Source organism: Thermosynechococcus sp. HY596, assembly GCF_030518715.1.
Lineage (GTDB): Bacteria > Cyanobacteriota > Cyanobacteriia > Thermosynechococcales > Thermosynechococcaceae > Thermosynechococcus.
Map to the genome: position 1 here is coordinate 1,537,048 of NZ_CP130346.1, position 21,857 is coordinate 1,558,904.

Genomic DNA, 21,857 nt, shown 5'->3' on the forward strand with positions numbered 1-21,857 from the left:
ATGTAGTATTCCTTGGGACTGCGGGCATGGTTTAATGGTAAAACCCTAGCCTTCCAAGCTAGAGACGCGGGTTCGATTCCCGCTGCCCGCTTAACACTCAACTCCTTGAAGAACCTGCATTTTGGCGTATGGCAAAGACTCTGGGATGCTCTTTCAAAGTCTCAAAATAGGCTCAAACTGGATTTAGCACCCTATTCTATTGGTGGCCTATGGCTAGGGTAGCGCTTCTGGATTGATGAATGATTCTCACTGAAAATCTCAATGTCCTCTGGGCGAGCGTCCTCTTTGAAACCCTCTATCGCTTGGGACTGCGGACAGTCGTTCTCTCGCCGGGATCACGTTCTGGACCATTGGCGATCGCGGCTGCTGCCCATCCCCATCTTGAGGCCCTGCCGATTCTTGACGAACGCTCGGCAGCTTTTTTTGCCCTTGGCTTTGTCCAACAGCAGGGACGACCCGTTGCCCTTGTCTGCACTTCAGGAACCGCTGCGGCCAATTTCTATCCTGCGATTATCGAAGCGAGTTTAAGTCATTTACCGTTAATTGTGCTGACCGCCGATCGCCCCCCCGAATTGCGCTTTTGCCAAGCGGGGCAAGCCATTGATCAGGTGCATCTCTATGGTCAGGCGGTACGTCACTATCGCGAACTGAGTCTGCCGGAACTTGCTTTGCTGCCCTACCTGCGGCAAACCCTCTGCCATAGCTGGCAAACTGCCCTCTGGCCAGATCCGGGGCCAGTCCATTTGAATATTCCCCTGCGGGATCCCCTTGACCTGCGCCCTGAGGCCAATTTTCATGGGGCACTTCCTGAAAACTTCTTTGATCAGGTGCAGCCCTTTGTGCCACCTCGGGTTGTCACCGCTCTCCCTTGGCAAACATGGCAGCAGATGCAGCGGGGGTTAATTATTGCGGGGCCTAGTCATGGGGTGGATTCTCTAGCGGAAGCTGCCGCGATTGATCGCCTGAGTCGGTTTCTGCAGTGGCCAGTGCTTGCCGATGCCCTCTCCTACGCACGGGGGCTGCCCCACAGTATTACCCATTACGATCTGCTACTGCGAAATGCCCACCTACGGGAATCCTTGCGTCCTGAAGCAGTGATTCAACTGGGACCGCTGCCCACCAGTAAGACCCTGCGGGAGTGGCTGAGTGCCTGCGATCCGCTGATCTGGTGCTTTGACCCCACGGGCGATAACAACAATCCTCTCCATGGTCGCTGTCAGACGCTGGCGATCGCCCCCCAAGCGGTGGACTGCCCCCCCGACCCCCTACCCCCCAACCCCTACCTCAAGGACTGGCAAGACCAAGACCAACGAATGCATGAGCAACTGCAGCGAACCTTTGAGGCCATTGATTGGTTCTGTGAGGCTAAGCTGATTTACCATCTGCCGCAGTGGTTGCCATCGCAAACGGCGATTTTTGTGGCCAGTAGTATGCCCGTGCGCGATGTTGAGGGTGTTTGGCGGGCGAGCGATCGCCACCATCGTTTTTACTTTAATCGAGGCGCCAACGGCATTGATGGCACATTATCTAGTGCCCTTGGGGTTGCCCATCGCGGTCAACCGACCCTCTTGATCACTGGGGATCTGGCCTGCTTGCACGATACCAATGGTTGGCTGATCACGCCCCAGTTTCAGGGGTGTCTCACTGTACTGCTGATCAATAACAACGGCGGTGGTATTTTTGAGCATCTACCGATTCGGCAGTTTGATCCACCCTTTGAGGCCTTTTTTGCCACCCCCCAAGCGGTCAATTTTGCCCATCTTGCAGCGGCCTACGGTATTCCCTATCACTGCTTACAGGATTGGGCGGATGTGCAAACCCAACTTTCCCTTGCCCCTTGGCCAAAAATACGGCTTTTGGAATTTAGGAGCGATCGCCACCAGAACGCCCAATGGCGACAGCAGGTGCTGGCTCACCTTGGGATCTGACTTGTGGTATCTCAGTGGCTGTGGATGTGGTGGGAGAGCAACTGTTCCTCCAGAGCAGCAATCTGGTTGTAGGCCGCCGTGAGTTGTGCCGTGAGCCGTTGAATTTGAATCTCTGGACTCAGGGGGCGATCGCCACTGAGGTTGCGTGTTTGGCTATAGTCATCATCCACCAGAATATCCTTGTGCTCTGGGGTACTCACCAAAGGACGCGGTTTGGGCAGAGGATTCTGCTCAGTAGGGGTTACAGGCAGAGGCTTGAGCCGCCCCTCCTCTAGGGCCTTAGAAACCTTTTGGTTGAGTTGTTCAACGATCTGGTAGAGGGCATCAATTTTGTTACTCAGAACCAGAATCTGCTTATGTAATAAATCCACAGGTCAAATCCTCTCGTGGTGAAATGCTGTAGTTGTCAACTCAACTGCCTCTGGAGAAAATAGCGGTGCAAGGCATTGCTAACCCTAGGCACTGGAAATACGCTTGATAAGATAAATTAGGCATTTCTCCAAGCGTAGGGTGCCTAGAGCTAGGAGCATCGAGTGCGGAGACCAAGCTTGCCGAAAAACAAGGATATTACTATAGATCCAGCCTAGGGAAAGTCACTCGCCAATGGCAACTTTTTCAAAAAGACTTAAGACCAAGTAAACTTTTGTAAAAGTATGGATCGTTTTATCAATGCAGAACACCTACCGACAAGTAATATTCCTAAAGAACTTCACACTTGGCTGAGCGAGGGTAGCTAGCTTTAACTCTCTCACTTGTTGTTTGATATGGGTTGATCAACGTTCTATCAACTGCCCTAGCCTTTGGAGACAGACGGTGGAAATTCAGCGACTAACCCTAAAAAACTTTAAGACCCACCGCGATCGTACGTTTGAGTTTCTGCCCGGTGTGAATGTCATCTGTGGCGAGAATGGTGCGGGCAAAACCAGTCTTTTTGAAGCCATTGCTTGGGTGCTCTTTGATGCTACGTCGGGGTATGGCAGTGGCTTTAATAAGGTCATTATTCGCAAGGGCGCTAAACGCGCCGAAGCCACAGTTCAGTTTATCTCGGCAGCAGATGGTCGCTCCTATGTGGTACGGCGCAATACGCAAACGGGGTACGCGATTTATGACCCCCAAGTGGGAGACCTCGGTCTTTCGTTGCGTGAAGATGTGCAGGTGTGGTTGCAGGAGCACCTCGGTATCCGCAGTGCCTTTCCGCTTCGGGATCTCTTTGAGCAGATCATTGGCATTCCCCAAGGGATGATCACGGCGGATTTTCTCAAGCCACCCGCCCAGCGGCGGCAAGTTTTTGAACCGATTTTGCAAGTCAGTGACTATCGCCAAGCCTTTGACAATGCCCTTCCCCTCGTCAATTTTTCCCAAGAGCAGGTGGTGTCCCTAGAGCGGCAGTTGGCGGTGCAAAAACAGGAACTGGCCACGCGATCGCAATATGAACAACAGGCAACCGCCTTGGCAGCGGAGCTAGAGCGCGATCGCCAGCAGTGCGAGGAATTACACCAACAATGTCAGGCCTTAGCTGCCGAAAAACAGCAATATGAAGCTGCCGTTGAAACGCTGAACCGTCTTGCGCAAACCTGTCAGCGCCTCGAAGCCCAACTCCATCAGCAGGAGGAACTCTGTCGCGATCGCCAGCGCCAGTTGGCCGCAGCTCGCAACAGCCAAGCCCAGTGCCAGCAATTGCAAGCCGACTACGATCGCTATCGGCAGCAAGAGAGCCGCTACCAAGAACTCGAGCAGCAACTGCGGGGACGAGCTGCCCTTGAGCAGAACATCCGCAAGCTAGAGCAGCAGCAACACAAGCTGGCTACCCAATTGGCCAGTATTGAAAGCCAACGTCAAGCGATCGCCACCATTGCCAGTCAACTTGCTGCCCTTGAACCCCAAATTGCTGCTGCCGACGCCCTCGATGCCGAAATTGCCCCCCTTGAGGCGCGCTACCAACAAGCCCAGCAGGCGGATCAAGAACTGCGCCACCTCAAGCAACAAGCGGCAACGTTGCAAGCCCGCCTTGAGGAAATTGCGCAACAGGTGCAAGCCCTAGAGCAACAGCGTCCCATAGCCGCCACCTTGAGCGCTAAACAGGCAGAACGGGAGCGACTCCAAGCCCAACTCAGCCACGCCACCGCCGCCCATGCCTTTGCTGCTACCCTCGATCCCATTCTCAAGAGAGCGCAAACCCAAGCCACGGAAACGGATCCCCTTGTAGCGGCAGCGATCGCCGAACTCACTGCCGCTCAGCAATTTGCTCTAGTTCGCCCTGCCATTGAACAGGGGCTAACGGCACTCCAACAGCTGCAGGAGAACTACCGTTGGCTTTTGGATCAACTCACGGCACTGCGACAAACCCTCACGGATCCTGCCGCTATTCCTGCCCTCAACCAAACGTTAAAACAGTTAGAAACTGACATTGCCCGTGCTGCCGCCGCAGAACGATCCCTCTTGCAAGCCCAAGCCCTTGAGGAGGAACGCAGCCGTTTGGCAGCAGAGCTTAAGCAGTTGAGCGATCGCCAGCAAACCGTAGAACCCCTAAGCAAAGAACTCACTGATTTAGAACGCCGCTTGAACGAGTTACGGGAAGAACGCGCTAACCTTGGTCAACCCCATGCCCAGCGGCAACTGTTACTGGAGCAGCAGGCAGCAGCCCCCCAACTGGAAGCCGACTACGCACGTTTGGGTACCGAACAGGCCAGCCTACAAGCTCGCCTCACCCCCCTTTATGAGGAACGCCAACATTACGCCACCCTTGAGGAACAGCGGCAACAGCTTAGGGATGAACTAGCTAGCTTGCGTCCCAGCTATGATACCTATCTCCAACACCAGCAGCAGGCCGCCCAAGTAGAGAGCTATGAAGCTGCCCTGCGAACAGCCACCCAATCCGCCCATGAATTGCAAGCTGCCCTTGCCAAAGCCCAAGCAGAGTACAACGCCCAAGAGCAAGGGGTCGATTTAGCCGCTCTGGAAGCCGTGCGCGATCGCTACGAGCAGCTACACCGCGAGTATCAACGGCTCCTTGGTGCGATTCCTGAAAAAGAAAAGCAGTACCAAACCTGCCTTGCCACCCTCAAGCATCTTGATGAAGTCGCCACCGAAAAGGAAAAGACACTGCAAAAGCTCGTAGCGGCACAAAAACACCACTCTCTGATTGAGACGGCCCGCGACATTTTCAAAAAGAGCGGTCCCCGGGTTGGTGAAGCCTATTTGCACACCGTTTCCAGCGAAGCCGATCGCCTGCTGCGCGAACTTCTCAACCGTCCCGATGTGGCGCTCCAGTGGACATCGGACTATGAGATTCAGGTGAATGAAGGCGGCTACTGGCGACCCTTCAAAAGCCTCTCTGGCGGCGAGCAAATGTGTGCTGCCCTTGCGGTGCGCTTAGCCCTGCTGCGGGTACTGGTCAACACCGACATTGCCTTCTTTGATGAACCGACCACCAATATGGATCAGGTGCGCCGCCAACAACTGGCCGAGAGCCTGAGCAATCTCAGAAGTTTTCATCAACTTTTTGTGATTAGCCACGATGAAACCTTTGAAGCCCTCACCGAGCACACGATCCATCTGGAGCGATCGCTCCCTTAGGCGTAGGCCGTGTGGAGTGCCCACCAAATGAGTGCCGCAATAAAGCCAAGAATCAAAACGGCAGAAATCGCGATCATCGCTGGGCTGTCAGCACCATCAAACTTCATAATGCCGCGATTAAAATCCGTGGCCATAGGAATAAACTCCAAGCACCATTGAATCCACAGTAACCAAATTAATTTTAGGCTGCTTTTCTGGCAGTGGGGTTGAGGATAACGACTTGTTACGATTTGTGGCGCTCCCTAAAAACCCTCTTCAATGTGATCAATATCACAGCAGCCCTAGGTGAAACAGGCAAAGGTAGAAGTAAGCACACAGCCTAGACCACTTGTTGAAGTGTCACGTTTTGTAACGTTGCTCCTGCCCTAACTCAAGATGAAGGCGGGGAGTATTCAGATTTGCAGAGGGGATGATTTCTTGAGGGCTGTTGAAACACGGGGGATAGAGATAATGAATAGCCTGCAACAGGAACGTCACGTCTTAATTTTGAATACCGTGGGTGGCCGGCGGGCGATCGCCCTTGAGGCAGCGGCCTACTCCCTTGGGCGCGATGAGAGTAATGCCATTGTTATTGACTTTGAAACCGTTTCCCGCCAGCACGCTATTCTCCTGCGGGTACCTGTCCCCGGTACCACCAGCTATCGCTATCGTTTGGTGGATGGCAATGCCAATGGTAAGCCCAGTACCAACGGCACCTTTGTCAATGGCAAGCGCATCAGTAGCCATGAATTGCAGCACGGCGATGTGATTCTCTTTGGTCGTAAAGCCAAGGCTTCCTATCTCATGCTCTCGATGGCGGATACCGAGTTCAGCCAATATCTGCAATCCATTGCCTTCCAAAGCATTAAATCCGATCTGCGGGGTGCCAAGGAAACCCTTGTGGGTATGGAGCTAAGTGGCGAACTGCGGCGAACCCCGAGCCGTGAATTGGTGGCAGCGGCAGCCACGCAGTTACATCCTGAAGCCGAACCCGCAAAAGAGACCTTGGCCAGTGAGAGCGACAGGGAGCCGCAGGGGAACAACAAAGAAACCGTCCATGAAAAAGAGAGCCAAGGCTCAAAAACCAGCCTCGTGGGTCTAGGGGCGATCGCCCTGGTGGTTGTTGCCATTATCGCAGGAGCCGTCTGGCGATCGGGCTTCTCCCCCAGTCAACCGCAGGGTACACCACCTGCCACTCAAACCCGCCACTAGCTCAACCCAGATCCTGCATTGCTTTGATAAATAGTTTCAAAGTATAAACAATTCCGTATAACAGTCGTTCCCCTGAGTCCCTTTGCTAAAATGAAAGCAATATAGAATGCGTTCTACAACTGCCTGTGGGGTTGCGATCGCTCTGGGTTAAGCGGACAAACAGACAGGCATTTCAAAAGCAAGTTTTAGGAGAGCTTGAATGACAAAGCGGGATCATAGCAAAGTTTATAATGTCACACTGGTCAATGAAGCAAAAGGCTTGAATAAAACCATTCGTGTTCATGCCGACGAGTACATTCTTGATGCTGCCGAAGCCCAAGGTATTGCTTTGCCCTACTCCTGCCGCGCCGGTGCCTGCGTCAACTGTGCTGGTCGGATCATCAAAGGCACGGTGGATCAGTCGGATCACTCCTTTTTGAAGCCTAAGGAGTTGGATGCTGGATTTGTGCTCCTGTGTGCAGCCTATCCCACGTCCGATTGTGTGATCTCAACCCACGAAGAAGATAACTTACTGAACTTGACTTAATCTTTTAGTTAATTTCGTCATTATTATCGCTCAAAAATTAAGTACCCCGTAGGGGCAAGACCACAAGTTTTGCTAGGTGGTCTTTTATTAGTTATTGACATTGCCGTCGGTGCAATACAAGGTTATTCAACAGTTACTGACTTGGCGAGGTTGCGGGGTTGATCGACATCTAAGCCACGGCGAGCAGCAATGTGATACGCCAACAGTTGCAGGGGGATCACCGTCAGGATCGGGGAGAGAAGCTCATCGACCTCGGGTACAGGTAAAAGGTTATCGAAGGTGTGCTGGGCTTCGGCTTCGTCAAGGGGGGTAACACCAATGAGGCGGGCATCGCGGGCACGGGCTTCTTGGGCATTGGAGAGGACTTTCTCAAAGACACTGCCAGGCATGGCGATCGTGACCACCGGTACTTTGGCATCGAGCAGGGCGATCGGGCCATGTTTCATCTCACCCGCAGGATACCCCTCGGCATGAATATAGCTAATTTCCTTGAGTTTGAGGGCACCTTCGAGGGCAATGGGAAAGTTGATGCCCCGTCCCAAAAAGATAAAGTCTTGGGTCTCGGAAAAGTCATGGGAGAGAGCTTCAATATAGCGTTCTTGGCTCTCTAAGATTTGCTCCATCTGGGCAGGCAATTGGCGCAAGCCAGTGACGAGTTCCGCCAAGCGGGAGCGATCGCAAGACTGCCGCTGCCATGCCAACTCCAAGGTCAGCAAATAGAAGGCCATGAGTTGAGCCACAAAGGTTTTTGTAGCAGCTACGCCAATTTCAATACCGGCACGGGTATCAATAATGTGGGGCACCAGATGCCCAAGACTACTTTCTGGGCGATTGGTAATCCCCAGCAAACGAGGTTGGAGAGCACCCTCGAGTCCTTGGCGGCGTTTTAGCTCCATCTCTAGAGCGGCAAGGGTGTCGGCTGTTTCCCCTGACTGGGTGACGCCAATGGTGAGGGTATGGGGTAGCAGGGGTGGGGGCGCATAGCGAAACTCTGAGGCATATTGCACACTGGTGGGAATCTGGGCGATTTGCTCAAGAAGATATTTGCCCACAAGGCCAGCGTGCCAACTGGTGCCACAGGCAACAATTTGAATGTGCTGCAGATTTTCGAGGAGGCTGGGGTCTAGGTGCAACTGCACCGGGCTACAGGAACTGTTCTCATCCCAATCGGCTCGCAAATAGTCCTCTAAACAGGTGCGCACCACCCCCGGCTGCTCATAGATTTCCTTGAGCATGTAGTGCTTAAAGCCCTGCTTTTCCACCATGACGGGGTTCCAGTTGAGGGTGCGAGGGGTTTTGCGTAGGCGATGTCCCGCAAAGTCATAGACTTCAACCCCTGTGGGCGTCAACCGAGCCAGTTCGCCATTTTCCAGCGGCAATACAGCACGGGTATAGGGAATGATCGCTGGGGTATCGGAGGCGCAGAAGAATTCCCCTTGGCCAAAGCCAATGACAAGAGGGGCTTGCTGCCGGGCCACGATCAATTCATCGGGATAATCCGCACAAATAACGGCGATCGCAAACGCCCCTTCCAGTTGATGAACCGCTTGGCGTACTGCTTCTAGGAGGCCATTGGCGGTGGGGGTCTCAGGCAACGCTTCGGCAATCAGGTGGGGAATGACTTCTGTATCGGTCTCGGAGCGGAAAATGTGCCCCCGCGCTTGGAGTTGCTCCCGCAGTTCACGGTAGTTTTCAATGATGCCATTTTGCACCACGGCTAGGCGATCGCGACTGTCGCGATGAGGGTGGGCATTGTGTTCCTCTGGTTTACCGTGGGTCGCCCAACGGGTGTGGCCAATGCCAACATGGGCAATCATATCCAGCTGTTCGACCTTCTCAGCCAAGTTGTGGAGTTTGCCCTTGGCGCGCACACAGAGGAGTTCGCCCTCATTGAGTGTGGCAATGCCAGCGGAATCATAGCCTCGATATTCCAGCTTTTGCAGCCCCTGAAGCAGGACTTGGGCTGCTCGCTGTGGGCCAATATAACCAACAATGCCACACATAATTTATAGACCTCGTAAGCTGAGAGAAACAGGAGTGCTCTAACGACGGCTAGCAAATTGCGGCAGTTCCACCTGTGACCGTTTGAGGGGGATTCGCGAACGGGAGGCAAAGCGTTCTTTGGTGAATTCGGCTTGCCACGGTTGAATGCCAATGGGTTGAATCGAACGCGGATGGGAAACTGCTGGCATGGTGATCGCGTCTAAGGGTTTCGAGGCGGTTCTGGAGGGAACCTGAACGCGGTAAACTGTCCTGTGCCAAGAGGTTTCAATCTGGCGGCGAGAATTGGCGATCGCGTGCCATTCTTGATCATCCATGTTCCACTCTACTTTGTGCCACTCACTCATCACCCAACACCCACACCTTGATGACATCTTGTTATTTGGATTTTTATGAACTAGATTATCGGAATTTTAACAAAAGGCAAGCTTTGGACAAAAATTGTCACAGGATGCTAGGGGGACAGCCTGTAACTCCCGTCACCTGCTGTGTTGAGCAATTACGCCAATCCGCTAGGGTCCATGCGCTTTCAGTACAACTCAAGACACTTCACAAACTGGTACGTGCCTAGGCTTTATCTCCTCTCACAGAATTCCTCATCCATACAGTGGGGTCGTTCATTTCCGTATCTTTCACCGGCGAGTGCCGTAGTGCCACAATACCCTAAACGGCCTATCACTGGAGATGCACAGCCATGAACCTACGGGAACTCCTGACGGCGGCAGCGATTACGCCGAGTTTTGAACATCCTGCCCTCGATCAAGAGGTGAAGTCCCTGAGTACGAATTCTTGGGAGTGTCAGCGTGGCTCTTTGTTTATTGGTATGCCCGGTACGCGGGTGGATGGGGGCAATTTTTGGCCAAGTGCCTTGGTAGCTGGGGCGATCGCGGCAGTGGTGTCTCCGCAAGCCAAACCCCGTGAGGGACATGCCTGTGTGATTGTCGTACCCGATATCGAACGCGCCTGTGGTCGGCTCGCGGCTGCTTTTTATCATTACCCCAGTCAACATCTCAGCCTGCTAGGGGTTACGGGTACCAACGGCAAAACAACCACCACCCACTTGGTGGAACATCTCCTCAACAGTGTGGGCTATCCAACGGCACTCTTGGGAACGCTCTATAGTCGTTGGCCGGGACACTGTGAGATTGCCAGTCATACCACGCCCTTTGCGGTGACCCTTCAGGAACAATTGGCGGCAGCAGTCGCAGCGGGCTGTCGGTTTGCGGTCATGGAGGTGAGTTCCCATGCCTTGGCGCAGGATCGGGTGTGGGGTTGCCAGTTTGAGGTGGCAGCTTTCACGAATTTGACCCAAGATCATCTGGACTATCACCGCGATCTGGAGGATTATTTTGCCGCTAAGGCCAAGCTCTTTACTGCTGACTATCTCAAGGGTCGAGCAATTCTCAATGGCGATGATCCCTTTGGCCAGCGACTGGCTCAACAGTTGCCGCGCGATCGCTACTGGACCTATGGCCTCAGCGAGAATGCTGATTTTCGGGCTGAGCATCTCACCTATCGTGTCAATGGCGTGACGGGCACGGTTCATACCCCTATCGGTAGCGGCACCCTAGACTCGCCTTTGGTGGGACAGTTTAATGTGGCCAATGTGCTGGCCGCGATCGCCATGGGGGCAGCGGTGGGACTCCCCCTAGAATCGATGCTGAAGGCCATTCGTGACTTTGCGGGGGTACCGGGGCGGATGGAGCAGGTGCGCATTAGCCCAGACCAAGAGATTACGGTTCTTGTGGATTATGCCCATACCCCCGATAGCCTTGAGAACTTGTTAAAAGCTGCCCGTCCCTTTATTCCCGGTAAGCTGATCTGTGTCTTTGGCTGTGGGGGCGATCGCGATCGTACCAAGCGTCCCCAGATGGGAACCATTGCCGCTCGCCTTGCGGATCAAGTGGTGGTGACCTCTGACAATCCCCGCACCGAGGATCCCCGCCGCATTCTTGATGACATCCTAGCCGGTATCCCACCACAAACGCCGCTGATTGTTGAGGCCGATCGCCGTCAAGCGATTCTGCAAGCCATTCTGAGCGCAGCGCCGGGTGATGGCGTGATCATTGCCGGCAAAGGCCATGAGGACTACCAAATTCTGGGGACTGAAAAAGTTCACTTCGACGATCGCGAGGAAGCCCGCACTGCCCTCGAACAGCGATGCAAACAACGACCGGATCAGGGCTAACGTGCCACAATAGGGGATTGTTGTTCCACAGCGAGCAGATTGTGATTGAGGCAGAGGTTCACCGCCAATTACGGGCATTTTTACGCAGCAGTGGCGATCGCCGGTGGCCTCACCATCTCACCTTGGCGCGGCTGGTTGCCCGTGCCCTACGGCTGCAGCGGGGGTGTTTACTTCAAGTCACTCAGCGGGCAGTGTTGCACCATCGCTATGGCCTGAGTTATCTGCTGCCGCTGCTGTTGTATCCTGAACCTGCCCTGCTTGTCGTCCCCCAAGAGCGACTGACACGACTACTGCACCAAAAAATTCCTGAACTCCTCACCTTCCTTGCGGTTGCGAAACCGATTCAGCATAGCCAGTACCCGCAGCCAGCCTTTGAGGGGGTGCTTGTAATGAGCCTCGAGGACTGGTGTCGCCACACCACCGTCTATCCCAACGTTGTCACGATCATTGATGGCATTGAAGCCTTGCCCCAAATTGCCCAGCAGCAGATGACCTGCACCATTACCACCAGCGATTGGGAGCATTTGAAACTGGCTCTTCCCGGTGCAGTTGATGCCATTCGCCAAGTCTATGCCCAGTTGGTGCAGCATCTCTTGCAACGGCCCCACAACCCCTATGGCGATTACCTGCTGACGCCAACGGAACAACAACCGCTCCTTGAGCTACTCAATCAATGGCCGCAGGGGTTGCCTCCCCAATGGTCACAACTGCGTGAATACCTCAACCGCAGTGACACGGCAATTTGGGGACGCCGCCACCCGACGGTGGGCTACTTTACGCTTCAAGGGCACCCCCTGAATGTGCGTCCCTATTTTCAAGGCATTTGGTCACAAGCTCCCTTTGTTCTGATCGGTAGCGGTCCGGAGACTGACCCGCCCTTGGCCTATGTGCAACAGGAATTGGGCATTCCTCCCCAAACCACGATTAAATTTGCTGGCGATCGCCACAGTGAAGCGATTACGCTCTCAATTGCTGAAGACTTACCTCTCCCTAACACCCCAGAATTTGCCCCAGCCGTCCTGCGGCGTCTCTACGATCTCATTGGCACGATCGGCCATCGGCGGGCGGTGATCCTTGTCAGCGATGTGCCCCTACGGGAACAGTTGGCCACCCAATTGGCTGCCCTCTACGGTTCACGGGTACAGGTGGAGACCCCCAACCTTGACACGAACACGATTTTAGTGACGGGGGAGACCTTTTGGCTGCGTCATGGGGCGCAGTTGCCCTGCCCAGCGCTATTCGTCTTAACGACGTTGCCCTTGCCCTCGCCAGAAAAAGCGGTGGTAAGTGCCCGCATTGAATGGCACAAGCAGCAAAAACAGGATTGGTTTCGCCAGTATCTCTTGCCAGAGTGCTTGACGGTGCTGGATCGTGCCCTTGCCCCTGTGCGTCAGGATGAAACGCTGGTGGCGATTTTGGATCGGCGGCTCACGGAGCGCAGCTATGGCCGGGAAATTCTCCAGAGTCTCAGTCCCTACAACCGCGTTAGCGATCGCGCCCAATCACCGCGTTGAGTTTGCCACTGCGAAAGCCCTCTAGATCCAACGTGACATAGGTAAAGCCAAGGGACTGAAAGTGGTTCACCAGCTTCTCCAGATCCGTCATCGTCACAAAGTGGGCAATCTGCGCTTGGGGCACCTCAATGCGCGCCGTATCGCCATGGCTGCGGACGCGGCACAGTTCCCAGCCCTGCTTGCGCAGGTAGTATTCGGCATTGCCCACCCGTTGCAGCTTGGCAAGGGTAATTTCCTCACCGTAGGGAAAACGCGAACTGAGACAGGGTTGGGCAGGTTTATTCCACCACGGCAGCCCTAGGGATTTGGCAATTTCGCGCACCTCGAGTTTACCAATCCCCACCTCGGCAAGGGGCGATCGCACCCCCCGCTCTTTGGCCGCAGCAATGCCGGGGCGATAGTCTTGAAGATCATCGGCATTCACGCCATCAAGAATATAGTCATAGCCCCACGCCTGAGCCAGTTCCCGCAGGCGATCGTGGAGTTCACTTTTGCAAAAGTAGCAGCGATTGACGGGGTTAGTGGCGTAGTTGGGGTTCTCCAGTTCATGGGTTTCAATCAGCTCATGGCGAATGCCAATGGTCGCTGCCTGAATACGCGCATCCTCTAGATCCGCTGGAAATAATGAGGGGGACACCGCCGTGACCGCCACTGCGCGATCGCCCAAGACATCCTGAGCCACCTTGGCCACGAGCGTACTATCAATACCACCAGAGTAGGCAATCAAGGCTTGATCGAGTTCGCCAATGAGATCCCGTAAGGCCGCTAGTTTGTCCACGCCCATCACCGACCAATGTTCCGAGAATTCTGCTCCTACAGTTTAGCTTAGGGATAGACGGAGCAAGCTCAAGCGCCCATTAAGCAAATGCTGCGAGTGCTCCCCCCTGCTCTACAATAAAATCACGAACTAATAACCGCTGATTGCTCGGGAGAACCTATGGGAATTTTCAATGGCATTATTGAGTTTCTTAGCAATATCAACTTTGAGGTGATTGCCCAACTGACCATGATTGCCATGATTGGCATTGCAGGGCCGGCAATTATCTTCCTACTGGCTGTGCGGCGCGGCAATTTGTAGGCCATTGTTTTGCCAAGAATTAGGAAGTCTCCCACCTTTGCGCTAGCCGTGCCAAATCCTTAGCTTGCAGCTGATACCAGCGTTGCAATCGTGTTAGTTCGGCGGTAATGCTCAGGGTGGGAGCAAATCCTTCACAGCCATAGCCCAAATGGCGCAGGATCGCTACAAGCGTACAGGGAGCAATCCAATAGGTTTGACTCAAGGCTAAAAGATTCACCTTAGTCTGTTCTTTGAGGTCATTTTGAATTGAGAGGATGAGGGTTGTCAGCGGAGCGATCGCCGGTCGTTGGCACCCTACATAGACCATTTCTGGTTGGGCAATGGCCAAGAGCCAACGCAAGTGGGTGGCAGAGGGCGGCAGTGACCAGAGAATGAGGGTGCGACAGCGATCGCGGGGGCGATCGTAGTGAATGATTGCCGTGGTTAAGTTTGGGGGGACCTCAGGGCGGCCATAGCCATAGAGCAAGACATTGTCCCGCAACTGCGGCAGGAGCGTTGTCAAAGGCGGTAGGGGTTGCCAATGGGGAAGCGGGTGACTGGGCGGATTAGGGACGTACCACGCCAGTGAGAGTTTGACCCCCTTGAGTTCGAGTTCCAACTGGGTTTCGCCATTCCAAGTGTGGGCTGTGAGGTGATAGGCAATATCGACCGTGGTGGGCAACGGAAAAAATTGTCCCCAGCGCCAAGCCTTAGCGGTCATCTGCCGCCCATTCTGCTCTAGGGTGAGTTGCAGATGTTCCCGCTGCTGACCCATGGGTGCTTGTTCGAGAATTTTGACCCCGCGACTACAGAAAATTGGCTGCGGATTCTCACTGCCAAAGGGTTGCAGTTGCTCCACTTGGGCGTAAAAGTCCCACGTCAGCTGCTCAAAGGAGACTTCGGCATCAAGGGTAACAAGGGGACGCAGATCCTCTGGTTTGAGACAGGTTTGGGCAAAGGCTCGCAGGCGATCGCGCCAAGTCGCTAAATGCTCCGCCCGTAGGCTAAACCCCCCGGCTGCCCTATGACCGCCATATTTCAAGAGCAGATCCTTGGTCGCTTCAAGGGCTTCAAAGACATGGAATTCAGGAATACTGCGAATTGAGCCGCGAATGGTTGTCTCATCTTCATAGGTGCCAATAAACACCGGTACGCCGTAGCGCTCCACAAGCCGCGAGGCAACAATGCCAATGACCCCATGGTGCCAGTCGGGCTGGACGATCACTAAGACCCACTCCTGTTGGGGATCAAAGCCCGTCTCTTCAAGGTGGGCGATCGCCTGTCTCTCAATTTCAGCACAGAGTTCCTGACGGCGGTGGTTCGTTGCCTCGCAGAGGGTGGCCAATTCCAGAGCACGCTGCGGATCTTCTGTGGTCAGCAGGTCAATTACCACTTGGGGATCGCCAATGCGGCCAATGGCATTGATGCGCGGCCCCAAGCGAAACCCCACCACCGTCGGCTTGAGAGCAGCATCCTGAGCAGGCAAACAACCCGCCACCCGCATCAGCGCTTGCACCCCCACAAGAGAAGAGGTGGGAATTGTTTGCAACCCCTGCTTGACCCAGCGGCGATTCACTCCCGTCAAGGGCGCCAGATCCGCAATCGTGCCCAAGGTACACAGTTCTCGCAAGGGTCGCACCAGTTCGCGCCAGTTGCCCAGTCGCTGTGCTAGGGACAGAGCAAGGGTATAGGCCATTCCCACCCCAGCGAGGGTATGGTAGGGGGATGCTGGCGGCACCAGTTTTGGATTGAGAATGGCATGGGCAGGGGGCAGTTGCTCCGGTACATCGTGGTGATCCGTCACGATCACCGTCAGTCCCAGTTCCCGTGCCTTGAGAATGGGCTGGTGGGCAGCAATGCCGTTGTCCACCGTGAGAATCAGTTTCACACCGCGCTCGTAGCAGTCTTGAACAATCCGCTCATTGATGCCGTAGCCTTCCTGCATCCGCGAGGGAATCTCATAGTCAATGTCGGCGCCTAGATGGCGCAGCGCACGCAACAGCAGAGCGGTACTGGTCATGCCATCAGCATCGTAATCGCCACAAATGGTCATTTTGTCACCGCGGGCGATCGCCCGTTGCAACAATTCCACCGCTAAATCAAGGTCAGGAAAGACGGTATTGGGAGGCGGTAGCTCTAGGGTTTCGGGTTCAAGAAACGCCCGGACGGCTGTGGGAGTCGTGAGACCCCGCCGCAGATAAATTTCCGCCAGTGATGCGGGACAACCCAAGGCCTGCCTCAAGGCGTCACAAGACTCGGGATCAATTGGTGGCAAGAGCCAACGTTGCTGGGGAAGGGCACCCATGATGCGGCGGGGGGAGATAGGCAAAGCGATAACCCCAATGCTAACTTGAGCGTGGCTTCGGTTGACAGGCCGAGAAAATAGAATAATAATCGTTATTATTCTCATTTAGCCTTGGTGAATTCCCGGGGCCGTGTCTTGGTGTGAGGTAAGGAGGTCAGTGATGGAAAAATCCCTAACAACGGTCATGGTGGGTGCCATTCACCTTGCACTACTCAGTCCAGCCGCTGTTGCTGAACCTCAGATGCCCGCTAGTGCCAGCATGGGACAGGTGACCTCTGTCTCCCAACTGTCTGACGTACGCCCCACCGATTGGGCCTATCAAGCCCTTGCTTCCCTTGTCGAAAAATACGGCTGTATTGCCGGCTATCCCGATGGCACCTTTCGGGGCAACCGTGCCCTAACACGGTTTGAGATGGCTGCTGCCTTGAATGCCTGCCTCGATGTTGTGAGCGATCGCTTTGCCACCAAGGAAGATTTAGCCACCTTGCAACGGCTTAGGGAGGAGTTTGCCGCTGAACTAGCGACCCTACGCGGACGGGTGGACAACCTCGAAGCCCGTACTGCTACTCTGGAGGCCACGCAATTTTCAACAACCACCAAGCTCTCTGTGGATGCCGTGATGGCCTTTCAAGCCGGTGGCAATACTCGCCAAGTCGTTGACCCCGTCTCTGGGAATACGTTCACTGGGGGCAGCTACAATCCGACGGTGATTAGCAAGGTGGAGATTAACCTCAATACCAGTTTTCGCGGTACGGATTTACTGACCACGACCCTCGAAGTGGGTAACAACGGGTTAGATACGTTTGGGGCAACGGGGATTGGTACCAGTGGTGCTATTGCGGGTGGCTCTGTGGATTATGCTGGGGTTGAATCAACCGTCAATCTCTTCCGTTTTTTCTACAGCTTCAAGCCCACAGAGGATTTAACGATTGGTGTTGGGCCGCAATTTTATCCCAGTGATATTGTGGATACCAATAGCTACGCCAACGATTCTTTCAGGGATTTTAGTTCCAATTTCTTTATCAACAACCCGCTGATTGTGCCCTACGCCGTCAATGATCCCGGTGGGGCGGGTGTCAGTATTGAATGGAATCCGGGAGGCGGATTCTTCACACTGCGCGGTGTTTATGTGGCCGCTGCAGCAGGAGCACCGACGGGTATCCCTACGGGAGGAGGTCTTTTTGGCGATCCCTATCAGGGAACCGTGGAACTGGAGTTTGCCCGTGCCTTTGGTGCCAATGAACGGAACAACTTTGCGGTGCGCCTGCAATATACCAATTCCTCAACCCTGAACATTTCCCAGAATGCCGGCGGTGTCAATGTGGAACTCACCCTCGGTAAGTTTGGCCTCTTTGGCCGCTATGCCTACTCCGATATGAAACTCTATGGCGATGGAGCAACGATTAATGGCTTGGGGCCCTTTACTGTGGATCCGGGGGTCTTTGTCCTTCCCGCTGGTGGCCAAGTGAAAACCACCGCGCAAACATGGATGGCGGGTTTGGCCTATCGGGACTTGTTGGCGGAAGGATCATTGCTAGCAGCGGCGGTGGGTCAGCCCTTTATTAACTCGTTGGCATCAGCATCCGGGATCAATGATGCTACCCAAACCAACTATGAACTCTTTTTCCGCTATCCCCTCAGCGACAATATCTCAATTACGCCTGTGTTTATGGCAATCACCAATGCCAACAATAGCGCCACCAATAGCCCCATTTTCCAAGGGTTGATCCGCACCACGTTTAGCTTCTAAACAAGACAGGCTCTAAAGGCTTGGCGCAGTTGGCTTTCATCAAGGTTGCGGCCAATAAAGATGAGTTCATTGCGCTGATGGCCAAGGGGGCGATCGAGGGGACGACCATCAAAGAGCATATGCACCCCCTGAAAAACAAAGGGCTGGGGCTGCTCCGCGAGGTGCAAAATCCCCTTCATGCGGAAAATATCGGGGCCTTGGGTTTGCAGCAACTGGCTCAGCCACGTTTGCAGCTTAGCGCCATCCAATTTGCCCTCAGCAACAATGGCCACAGAACCCACAGATTCATCGTGTTCATGGTGATCTTCGCCAAGAAAGTCTGGGTCGAGTTCGAGGGCCCGCTCAAGGTCAAAGCCCCCCACATCGAGGATGTGCTCCATGGGGATGGCGGCCTGCTGGGTGTAATACACTTTGGCCAAGGGGTTCATGGCATGAATGCGATCGCGCAACTGGGCGAGGTCTGCTTCGCTTACCAAGTCCGTTTTATTGAGCAAAATCACATCGGCAAAGGCAATTTGCTCTTGGGCTTCGTCCGCTTGCCAGTGGTAGTGAATGTGCTTGGCATCCACCACGGTAATCACGGCATCTAGGTGAGTTTGGCTGCGGATGTCCTCATCCATGAAGAAGGTTTGAATGACGGGTGCGGGATCGGCAAGCCCCGTGGTTTCAATAACAAGGTGATCAAACTTGTGCCGCCGCTTCATCAGGTTGCCAATAATGCGAATCAAGTCGCCGCGCACCGTACAGCAAATGCAGCCATTATTCATCTCGAAAATTTCTTCATCGGTATTGACCACCAGTTGATGATCAATGCCCACTTCGCCAAACTCGTTGACAATCACAGCGACCTTCTTGCCGTGTTCGTGGGTGAGAATGCGATTGAGGAGTGTGGTTTTACCGGCACCCAAGTAGCCAGTGAGCACTGTAACGGGAACGGTCATAGGCTGGACAACAGCTAGAGACTCTTTGAGCCTATCAAATATCCGTTACAGTCGTTGTGAAAAGGGCTGTAGGATAAAAAAATGCACAACTACGGAAAGTTTCAAGTCTATGCTGCATCCGCGTTTAGCCGCTGCCTTTGAGCAGCGTTCTGTTCTCAAGATTATTAGTGGCCTCAACAATTTTGATCGCGATCGCGTGCGGGCGGTGGTGACTGCTGCCGATCAGGGGGGTGCCACTTTTGTGGATATTGCTGCCGATCCTGAGCTGGTGCGCCTTGCCAAGGAACTAACGATGCTGCCCATCTGTGTGTCTGCGGTGGAGCCATTACAACTGCTGAATGCCGTTGCCGCTGGTGCCGATCTGGTGGAAATCGGCAACTACGATAGCTTCTATGCCCAGGGGCGGGTGTTTAGCGCTGAGGAAGTGCTGGTATTGACGCGCCAAACTCGCGAGTTGCTGCCCCAAATCATGCTGTCAGTAACCGTGCCCCACACGCTGCCTTTGGATCAACAGGTTGCCCTCGCTGAGGCCTTGGTGGCCGCTGGTGCCGACGTGATTCAAACCGAAGGGGGAACCAGTAGCCAACCCCACCACAGTGGCACGTTGGGTCTCATTGAAAAAGCAGCCCCGACATTGGCGGCAGCCTACGAAATTTCCCGCGCCGTTGCGGTGCCGGTGCTGTGTGCTTCGGGGCTTTCGACAGTGACGATTCCCTTGGCGATCGCTGCTGGGGCTGCGGGTGTCGGGGTCGGCTCTGCCGTCAACCAACTCAATAGTGAAGTGGCTATGGTGGCCAGTGTGCGTGCCCTCGCGGAAGCGGTCAAAGGTGCCATCGCCGTCCACCGCTAAGCCTGTGGTGATGCTCTCCCGATTGGCTGTGGCCTGTGCCAACCGTCTCTTTGAGACTGCCGGCGATCGGGAGCGTTTTTTAGAGGCTCTCACCACCCCCCCGCCCTACCCTGCCACGGTGCTGTGGTGTCGCGAGTCAGCGTCCCCCTTACCCTTTGAGCCGTTGCCGCCACTTTCTTGGCAGCCTCCTTGGGTGAGTCGCTTTGCCCCCGGCAGCCGTACCGGTCAACACCCTCTCCATGAGGCCGGGGCTTATTATTGCTTGGATAGCTCATCGGTGTTTGCGGCGGTTCCGCTGCTGACGCTGCCCCAAGAGCCATCCTTGGTGATTGATGTGTGTGCGGCGCCCGGCGGCAAGAGTCTCTTTGCGTGGCGATCGCTCCAACCCCGTTACCTCATCTGTAATGAAACCATTGGCAAACGGGTGGGGATGCTGATTAGCAATCTCAAACGCTGTCGAGTGCATCCAGTGGGCGTCACCGCTTGGGATAGTGAAGTGCTGGCTGCTGAGTTCCAAGGCGCTGCTGATGTGGTGATTGTGGATGCCCCCTGCTCCGGCCAATCCCTGCTGGCCAAGGGACAAAAAGCCGACGGGTGCTTTCATCCTCTGACGATTCGCCACAACCAACGGCGACAAAAGCGAATTCTGGCGGCAGCAACTGCCCTTGTGCGTCCGGGGGGATGGCTGCTCTATAGCACCTGCACCTTTAGTCAGGATGAAAATGAGGATGTGGCGGCTTGGCTGATGGCCAAGTTTCCGCAGTGGGTTCCTCAACCTGTGGCGGCGCTGGCGGCCTATCAATCCCATCTAGCAGCCTTTCCCTGCTATCGGCTGTGGCCCCACCAAGGGGAAGGGGCGGGAGCCTTTACAATTCTCTGGCAGCATCAGGGTAAGGGGGAATCAAACCCACTACCCGATTTAGGGGAACGTCGCGCCTTGGGCGATCGCTGGCGCTGGCAATCGAATTCCCAACCGGCATAGGTAATGGCAGCAAAGGCATTTTGATCTAAACACCTCCCGAAAATGCGACTACTGGCGATCGCTGCGCGTCCCATCAGGGTTACACCTAGAAGCTGCCCTTGGCGATTGATCACCACTTGACCCAAGCTCTGACCTTCGGAACTAAACTGCTGAATCTCCCACAGTTGAATCGGTTCTCTGAAGCGCTGCTGGGCTTGCCGCGCATTCCAACCGACGCGGGCAATGGGAACAGGTAGGGCAATCCACCACGGTTGACGGTAGTAATCAAGGGGCATGGGTTTCCGCTGCAAAATCTGGCGGGCGATCGCAAAGGCCTCAAAGTAGGTCAGGGAGGGCAAATGGTACCCCCGCTGCCAACCGCCACAGGCATAGACTTGGGGATGACTGGTGCGCCCTTGGGAATTGATCCGCAACCACCCTTGAGCATCTCGCTGCAGGCGGTGCAGGTTCAAAGGAGTTGGATCGGGGGCTTTGCGCCTTCCTAGGAGGGGAACCCCTAGACCGAGGCCACTCAGGGCAGCATGCAGGCGATCGTTGAACCACGCATCTTCTGTGGCCACAAGCGGCAGACCTTGTGCATCGGGATGCAAGGCTTTGCCAGACCAGTGGTGCCAACAGGCCAGCTCAATCCTGCTGAGGGTGTCCATATCCTGAGCATCCATTGCCGCAGGCGCATCAAGGAGGAAATAGCCTTGCGCATACAGGCGATCGCCCCCCACCTGAAAATGACAGCGGGGCTGCCAGACAAATTCCCCCGCCCCTGTGATCACATCGACCCCCACCAATTCCAAGACCCTAGGGGCATAGCGGCGCTGTCCGTGGCTGAGGTGGGCTTGAAAGTGCTGCCACTGCTGAGTGTCCAATTTTTGGGGGGGAAACTGCGACAGCCACCAGCGTTGCCACTGCCATTGCCAATGCACATCAGCGGCTGGGATTACTAGGCCAATCCGCCCCAAGGCCGCACACCGATAGGCAATGTCCAATGCCAAAGGACTCGCCGCCACAATCAGCAAATCATACTCAAAGCGCATAGGAAATTAAGATAGAA

The 21,857-nt window shown here is 54.8% G+C and carries 18 protein-coding genes and 1 tRNA gene; 11 read left to right on the top strand and 8 right to left on the bottom strand.

Features of this window, described 5'->3' with window-relative positions; translation table 11 throughout:
- Window positions 1–20 precede the first annotated feature (20 nt).
- Window positions 21–91 (top strand) — tRNA-Gly (locus QYC28_RS07710).
- A 148-nt stretch (window positions 92–239) separates the two neighbouring features.
- Entirely contained in the window at window positions 240–1,928 is a 1,689-nt protein-coding gene (gene menD, locus QYC28_RS07715; RefSeq protein WP_302679250.1) for a 2-succinyl-5-enolpyruvyl-6-hydroxy-3-cyclohexene-1-carboxylic-acid synthase, read from the top strand.
- A gap of 11 nt (window positions 1,929–1,939) precedes the next feature.
- Here the strand turns inward: menD and QYC28_RS07720 are convergent, their stop codons facing one another.
- Window positions 1,940–2,299 (bottom strand): hypothetical protein, encoded by a 360-nt coding sequence (locus QYC28_RS07720; RefSeq protein ID WP_302679251.1) that lies wholly within the window; start codon window positions 2,297–2,299, stop codon window positions 1,940–1,942.
- A 442-nt stretch (window positions 2,300–2,741) separates the two neighbouring features.
- On the opposite strand from QYC28_RS07720, the gene QYC28_RS07725 reads away from it, so the two are divergent.
- Window positions 2,742–5,504 carry an SMC family ATPase gene (locus tag QYC28_RS07725; protein ID WP_302679252.1) on the top strand — a complete coding sequence of 921 codons (2,763 nt, stop codon included), beginning with the start codon at window positions 2,742–2,744 and terminating at the stop codon, window positions 5,502–5,504.
- Here QYC28_RS07725 and QYC28_RS07730 read toward each other — a convergent pair.
- A complete protein-coding gene (locus QYC28_RS07730) occupies window positions 5,501–5,638 on the bottom strand; it encodes a hypothetical protein (RefSeq protein ID WP_024125599.1) in 138 nt (45 codons plus the stop codon). The two genes, QYC28_RS07725 and QYC28_RS07730, sit on opposite strands and share 4 nt — an antisense overlap.
- 316 nt (window positions 5,639–5,954) lie before the next feature.
- Between QYC28_RS07730 and QYC28_RS07735 the strand changes: the two genes are divergently transcribed.
- Window positions 5,955–6,695 (top strand): FHA domain-containing protein, encoded by a 741-nt coding sequence (locus QYC28_RS07735; RefSeq protein ID WP_149819698.1) that lies wholly within the window; start codon window positions 5,955–5,957, stop codon window positions 6,693–6,695.
- A gap of 199 nt (window positions 6,696–6,894) precedes the next feature.
- Window positions 6,895–7,221 carry a 2Fe-2S iron-sulfur cluster-binding protein gene (locus QYC28_RS07740; RefSeq protein ID WP_149819700.1) on the top strand — a complete coding sequence of 109 codons (327 nt, stop codon included), beginning with the start codon at window positions 6,895–6,897 and terminating at the stop codon, window positions 7,219–7,221.
- Between the two features lie 122 nt (window positions 7,222–7,343).
- Here the strand turns inward: QYC28_RS07740 and glmS are convergent, their stop codons facing one another.
- Together glmS and QYC28_RS07750 are read right to left on the bottom strand one after the other, a co-directional pair.
- Complete coding sequence (glmS, locus tag QYC28_RS07745) at window positions 7,344–9,224, bottom strand: glutamine--fructose-6-phosphate transaminase (isomerizing) (protein ID WP_149819702.1); 1,881 nt, start codon at window positions 9,222–9,224, stop codon at window positions 7,344–7,346.
- A 39-nt stretch (window positions 9,225–9,263) separates the two neighbouring features.
- Complete coding sequence (locus QYC28_RS07750) at window positions 9,264–9,569, bottom strand: hypothetical protein (protein WP_190278022.1); 306 nt, start codon at window positions 9,567–9,569, stop codon at window positions 9,264–9,266.
- A 347-nt stretch (window positions 9,570–9,916) separates the two neighbouring features.
- On the opposite strand from QYC28_RS07750, the gene QYC28_RS07755 reads away from it, so the two are divergent.
- Window positions 9,917–11,410 (top strand): UDP-N-acetylmuramoyl-L-alanyl-D-glutamate--2,6-diaminopimelate ligase, encoded by a 1,494-nt coding sequence (locus QYC28_RS07755; protein WP_302679253.1) that lies wholly within the window; start codon window positions 9,917–9,919, stop codon window positions 11,408–11,410.
- Window positions 11,383–12,924 (top strand): helicase C-terminal domain-containing protein, encoded by a 1,542-nt coding sequence (locus QYC28_RS07760; RefSeq protein WP_302679254.1) that lies wholly within the window; start codon window positions 11,383–11,385, stop codon window positions 12,922–12,924. Before QYC28_RS07755 ends, QYC28_RS07760 begins: the two co-directional genes overlap by 28 nt.
- On the opposite strand, the gene larE is transcribed toward QYC28_RS07760, so the two are convergent.
- Window positions 12,896–13,708, bottom strand: coding sequence for an ATP-dependent sacrificial sulfur transferase LarE (gene larE, locus QYC28_RS07765; RefSeq protein WP_302679255.1), 813 nt, complete (start codon window positions 13,706–13,708; stop codon window positions 12,896–12,898). The genes QYC28_RS07760 and larE overlap by 29 nt on opposite strands.
- Before the next feature lie 153 nt (window positions 13,709–13,861).
- Between larE and psb30 the strand changes: the two genes are divergently transcribed.
- Window positions 13,862–14,002 carry a photosystem II reaction center protein Ycf12/Psb30 gene (gene psb30 / locus QYC28_RS07770; protein WP_149819710.1) on the top strand — a complete coding sequence of 47 codons (141 nt, stop codon included), beginning with the start codon at window positions 13,862–13,864 and terminating at the stop codon, window positions 14,000–14,002.
- A gap of 19 nt (window positions 14,003–14,021) precedes the next feature.
- Here psb30 and recJ read toward each other — a convergent pair whose 3' ends face one another.
- The gene (gene recJ, locus QYC28_RS07775) at window positions 14,022–16,310 is read right to left on the bottom strand and encodes a single-stranded-DNA-specific exonuclease RecJ (RefSeq protein ID WP_302679256.1); all 2,289 of its coding nucleotides are present in this window, start codon (window positions 16,308–16,310) and stop codon (window positions 14,022–14,024) included.
- 136 nt (window positions 16,311–16,446) lie between these two features.
- On the opposite strand from recJ, the gene QYC28_RS07780 reads away from it, so the two are divergent.
- A complete protein-coding gene (locus tag QYC28_RS07780; RefSeq protein ID WP_302679257.1) occupies window positions 16,447–18,036 on the top strand; it encodes an iron uptake porin in 1,590 nt (529 codons plus the stop codon).
- On the opposite strand, the gene QYC28_RS07785 is transcribed toward QYC28_RS07780, so the two are convergent.
- Complete coding sequence (locus QYC28_RS07785; protein ID WP_149819714.1) at window positions 18,033–18,977, bottom strand: GTP-binding protein; 945 nt, start codon at window positions 18,975–18,977, stop codon at window positions 18,033–18,035. The two genes, QYC28_RS07780 and QYC28_RS07785, sit on opposite strands and share 4 nt — an antisense overlap.
- A gap of 109 nt (window positions 18,978–19,086) precedes the next feature.
- Between QYC28_RS07785 and QYC28_RS07790 the strand changes: the two genes are divergently transcribed.
- A complete protein-coding gene (locus QYC28_RS07790; RefSeq protein WP_286625228.1) occupies window positions 19,087–19,827 on the top strand; it encodes a DUF561 domain-containing protein in 741 nt (246 codons plus the stop codon).
- On the top strand, window positions 19,805–20,809 hold the full coding sequence (locus tag QYC28_RS07795; protein WP_302679258.1) for an RsmB/NOP family class I SAM-dependent RNA methyltransferase: 1,005 nt from the start codon (window positions 19,805–19,807) through the stop codon (window positions 20,807–20,809). The genes QYC28_RS07790 and QYC28_RS07795 overlap by 23 nt, the downstream gene beginning before the upstream one ends.
- Here the strand turns inward: QYC28_RS07795 and QYC28_RS07800 are convergent.
- Window positions 20,713–21,840, bottom strand: coding sequence for a hypothetical protein (locus QYC28_RS07800; protein ID WP_302679259.1), 1,128 nt, complete (start codon window positions 21,838–21,840; stop codon window positions 20,713–20,715). The genes QYC28_RS07795 and QYC28_RS07800 overlap by 97 nt on opposite strands.
- Window positions 21,841–21,857 lie beyond the last annotated feature (17 nt).